This is a genomic window from Vibrio sp. 10N.222.49.A3, assembly GCF_041475145.1.
GTDB classification, from domain to species: domain Bacteria; phylum Pseudomonadota; class Gammaproteobacteria; order Enterobacterales; family Vibrionaceae; genus Vibrio; species Vibrio tasmaniensis_A.
The window spans coordinates 1-4611 of record NZ_JBFRVM010000077.1 but is presented as its reverse complement, the minus strand read 5'-3'; the positions used below and the strand labels follow the sequence as shown (position 1 = coordinate 4611).

The window sequence follows — 4611 nt, the reverse complement described above, 5'->3', positions numbered from 1 at the left end:
CTAGGTGCTGTATCGCTCCTCTCGTTTTAGTCTTAAATGAAACCTCAACTTGCTTGGCTCTACGACTGATGCAGGTGTAATGCGGACAACTTAACGGTACATGGGCTAACCTAAATATCGAGTCGATAAATCCTTGCAGCGCTCTCAATGGCATAGAAAAAACTCGTTTCACCATGAGTGCTGTCGTGATAGCTAAATCACTGAACCGACGCGGCCTCCCGCGCTTATTCTGTTTGCTTTGCGCCCAGCCGCTTATCGCCTCTTCATCAATCCAAAAGGTCAGAGAGCCACGGTTAATGAGTGATTGGTTGTTTTGTAACGAGGCTTAGGCATAGAGCTACGAGAGAGGGTGGAGGTAGCTGATCAGATCGTAGGTTCTTGATTTAGCTACATTGAATTACGCAACAAAGCCTTATCGACCACAGCTCCACCCCAGGCACTGATTTATTTTACCTTTCACTTTTCGATGACTTTGCTCAACTATATTGTTCAGATATTTAATTTGACACACTTCAATCAAGTTGAGTATTTTTCCCATCAGCCAGAGTTGAACATTGACATTATGCAACGCTAACGCGTTGGCACCACTCTTATCGCTAACCACTTTTCCTGGTAAACCATTATAGCAGATTGCCTTGGTAAAGAAGGCGCGAGCCGCTTTCTCATCACGGCGTTTGCAGAGTGAAAAATCAATGAAATGACCGTGCTTCTAACGACTCGAGAGTAATATTTCCACTGACCTTTGACGTTAATGTACGTCTCGTCCATTCACCACGAAGAAGCGACTGGCTTCTTTATTTACGTGCCTGGTGCTCAAGCAGGGGAGCGTATTTAATGACCCAACGGTTCAATGTTGAGTGGTCAACACTGAGGCCGCGCTTAGCTAACAGCTCTTCAATTTCATGGTAGCTCAGTTTGTAGGAAATATAGTAACGAACGGACTGCAGTATGATCAGAACCTACCACCCTTGTTCGCGACAAACCCCCTAGGAGAAGGCAATGCCAACCTCACTTGAGAAGAAGAGATTTGAGTTCCATAATAAGATCGTTTGCGGGATAATTATCGATTAAAGAACAAAAGTCTTCTTCTAATTGAAGATATTTAAAAGCACGATGTCTCAAATTCCGTCTATCTTCTTCACCAAGCCACTTACTTTGGATAAAGGTACACTTTAATTCCAGCTTTAGGTCATCCATATGCTGTCCTTCTTGCCCAGTTAAAGTTTGATATTCCTCTTGTCAGCATCAGCAACTTTTTTAATTTTGACTTTAAATCCAACAGGCGACATGGTGAACGCGAACTGTTCGAACACATCTTCAGGAGCTTGCTGAGGCTCTAACGTAAATTCATTAAATAAAGAATGAAACGCCAATTTTATTTCCATAATAGCGAGTGAACGACCCGGACAAAGCCTTGCCCCCCCGCCAAATGGTTGAAGGTTCGAAAATGACGCCCCTTTTTTATTTATCCAACGATTAGGATCGAACGACATTGGATCTTCAAACAAATCGGGATCAAAACCGTTAGCATGCAGTATTACGAAAACAGGCGTGCCTTTTTTTATGTCAAAATCACCAAGATAAGTATCTTTTGTCGGCTCTAGGTAAAGCTGAGGAGCCACAGGTTTAAGGCGCATCGCTTCATACATAATTGCTGTCATGTAGGGAACCCGAGGGATCGGCCACTCTAATACAGAAGCTTCTCCCAGATCAGCCAGTTCACTTTGTAAAGCTTGCTCGCTACCTTGGTTTCCACTCACAAGAAACGCCATCCAAGCAAGAGTGTTTGCTGTGGTATCTTCCCCTGCTAATAACAGAGTAATGGCGTTCGCTAGAATATCTCGATCAGTCAGTGATGTATCCAATTCTTGTTCCAGCAGCATTATTTGAAGCATATTTTCTGGCGACTCTCTAAGTTCAGGACACTCAGCCAAACGCGTGCGCTGCTTATCAATACAAGTCGACACAAAATGACCGATCTCTTCTAAACTTGCATCGAACTGAGTATCTTTCTTGGTTTTGAAAAATCGCCATAAAGGAATAGGAGACTTAGAGCGCTGGCTAATCACAGGAAAGACATGTCGTAAACTTTCTCCAAGAGGAGTGTCTGATTGCTCAATCGAATTAAAGTCTTCACCAAAAGCCAACAATGATGTGACATCTACTGTGTATTTTTTGAATTCGCTAACTAAATCAACGACAGTTCCTGATTCTGATAACTTTTCAAAGTGCTTTCTTAAACGTTCGGTAATCACACTTAACTTAGGGTAAAAATGTTTAAGGTGGCTAGGCTGGAACATAGGCTCAGTCAACTTTCTCTGATGTTTCCAACGATCACCTTCTGCAGAAAAAATACCGTTAAGCCCTGCTTCTTCAAACACACTTTCAATGCTTTTCAAACGGCGAAAGTCATCTGGCCTCGATTTTAAAATCGCCTTAATCTGAGAGGGTTCAGAGAGAACCATTACATCCTTCATTCCCAGTTTCAAACGAAAATAAGCACCATATTCATTCACCCAAGACAGCATCTGTTGATGAACATTGGGTTTCTTCAAATAACTCACATGCCCCAAAATCCCCGATTTAGGAGGCATTGGAAGCTGTTCAATTTTCTGCATTTGTATTACCTTAACTTGATCTGAATGCTATGAATAGGAGGTGCTGAGAGCGGCTTAGCATGCTTGTTATCGTAATACGAAACTTTGGTTGTGATACAACGCTAGCGCGTGTAAACAATGTGAGTACCGTATTGTGTGAACTAAAGAACTCTTGTCGCTCAGAGCGAGTGACTGCGGTGTCGGTAGATCTTATAGATAGATTGGATACCGATTGGCAGCATAGTAAAGATACCAATAAGCATCACACTTCCATAAATGTCTTTTGAGCTAAAAATTTCGCCATGCAAAGTGGCGACATCAAGGTTGTCTTTGAACAAGAAGCAAAGGATGTATTTTGACATTATGGTAACGTAAATGATTGAGGGCAGGTATAAGTAACCATGGGGCGGGATTTGCTTCAAATGTACTTTATCGTTGTAGCACCATAATGAGAAAGGCAAATAAAAGGTAAATACGCATAAAAACCACCCAAAGAAATTACTTAACGGAACGCCAAAATACACACCACGATCGGTCCAGACCCACAGCGATTTGATGAGCGAATTCACAGGATCCATAACGACATCCCATGAAACCATTACAAATGAGGCAGTAAGAGAGATGATGATTGCTTTACTTTTCGTTTGTATCGGTTTATCAAACTGATTAAGAAGGATGGTTGATATAAACCAAGAGACATAACCCAAACTGAAGTAGGTCGGCATGATTGCTAATGGGACGTCAAATATTTTAATTCCTAGTCGGTCAGAATAATAATAGTGACCGAAAGGAAATCCACTTGAAATACTAACGCTTTCGTAGAAAACACTGACAACGAAGACTAATAGAAAGAAACATGACATTTTCTTTATACCGCAATAGACACTACCGTGTAATATTGCAAACGGGAACAAAATTAGTGGAGTAAATACGCTCGATATATGTAAGTCGGTATAACCTCGAAGAAATGAATAAACAATATAAATAATGGTGATTGCAAGCAAGAATAAAGGTGCTCTAGGCTTCATATACTACTCTTATTTTTGAAACTAAAAGTCATGATAACGATTAGGCAAGATGAATAATGGTGCTAATCAATTGATATCAAATAGACGATAATAATAAAGCAGGACAGAATATCATGAAAAGTTTGTTGCCTGGTCTAATCAGTGGCTTTGATGTAATGTGATCTGTACCATTAATACGGTTGTGTCGCAAAGTTATGACGAAGTACAAGTGTACAGATCTTCAGATGCAATTAGGCTGCTAGGGCGTAAAATTGCTCCCAAGCAGATAAGCCTTCAGGATTATCGAGCTGTTCACTTTTAATTATCGACCACAGTTCCACGCCTGCCAGGGTGGAACTGGCTCCCTCATCTGATTTCCCATCAGCCAGAGTTAAACAGTGACATTATGTAACGCTAACGCGTTGGCACCACTCTTATCGCTAACCACTTTTCCTAGTAAACCCTTATAGCAGATTGCCTTGGCAAAGAAGGCGCGAGCCGTTTTCTCATCACGGCGTTTGCAGAGTAAAAAATCAATGAAATGACCGTGCTTCTCAACGACTCGATAGTAATATTTCCACTGACATTTGACGTTAATGTATGTATCGTCCATTCGCCACGCAGACGCGACTGGCTTCTTTATTTACGTGCCTGGTGCTCAAGCAGGGGAGCGTATTTAATGATCCAACGGTTCAATGTTGAGTGGTCAACACTGATGCCGTGCTCAGCTAACACCTCTTTAATTTCACGGTAGCTCAGCTTGTAGGAAACATAGTAACGAACGGACTGTAGTCTGATCTCAGAAGGAAAGTGACGGCCAGTAAACTTAATAGTCATAATGTTAAAGCTGAAGAATGTTGAGGGGTGATCATAACCTACCCCCTTGTTTGCGACACAACCCCTGTTTCTTGTGATTAAAATTTGCCGCCACTATATCGCCATTCGGGTACTGGAAGTAAGCATAACTCCATGATTTTTCGTTACATTAAGTTAGCTTTGAGATTATA

General features: G+C 41.5%; 2 protein-coding genes and 3 pseudogenes. All 5 read right to left on the bottom strand.

Translation table 11 applies throughout. The features are described 5' to 3' along the window. Positions 1–333, bottom strand: a pseudogene (locus AB4589_RS14540) (transposase); the annotation flags it as partial. Between the two features lie 79 nt (positions 334–412). Continuing rightward, positions 413–956 (bottom strand): annotated as a pseudogene (locus AB4589_RS14535) (IS6 family transposase). 261 nt (positions 957–1217) lie between these two features. Continuing rightward, on the bottom strand, positions 1218–2618 hold the full coding sequence (locus tag AB4589_RS14530; protein ID WP_372100900.1) for a cytochrome P450: 1401 nt from the start codon (positions 2616–2618) through the stop codon (positions 1218–1220). A gap of 158 nt (positions 2619–2776) precedes the next feature. Continuing rightward, positions 2777–3625 (bottom strand): carotenoid biosynthesis protein, encoded by an 849-nt coding sequence (locus tag AB4589_RS14525; RefSeq protein WP_017104230.1) that lies wholly within the window; start codon positions 3623–3625, stop codon positions 2777–2779. Between the two features lie 230 nt (positions 3626–3855). After that, positions 3856–4441 (bottom strand): annotated as a pseudogene (locus AB4589_RS14520) (IS6 family transposase). Positions 4442–4611 lie beyond the last annotated feature (170 nt).

Excerpts from the sequence above, each read along its gene's own strand:
- AB4589_RS14530 (WP_372100900.1), bottom strand. The coding sequence starts at position 2,618 with ATGCAGAAAATTGAACAGCTTCCAATGCCTCCTAAATCGGGGATTTTG.
- AB4589_RS14525 (WP_017104230.1), bottom strand. The coding sequence starts at position 3,625 with ATGAAGCCTAGAGCACCTTTATTCTTGCTTGCAATCACCATTATTTAT.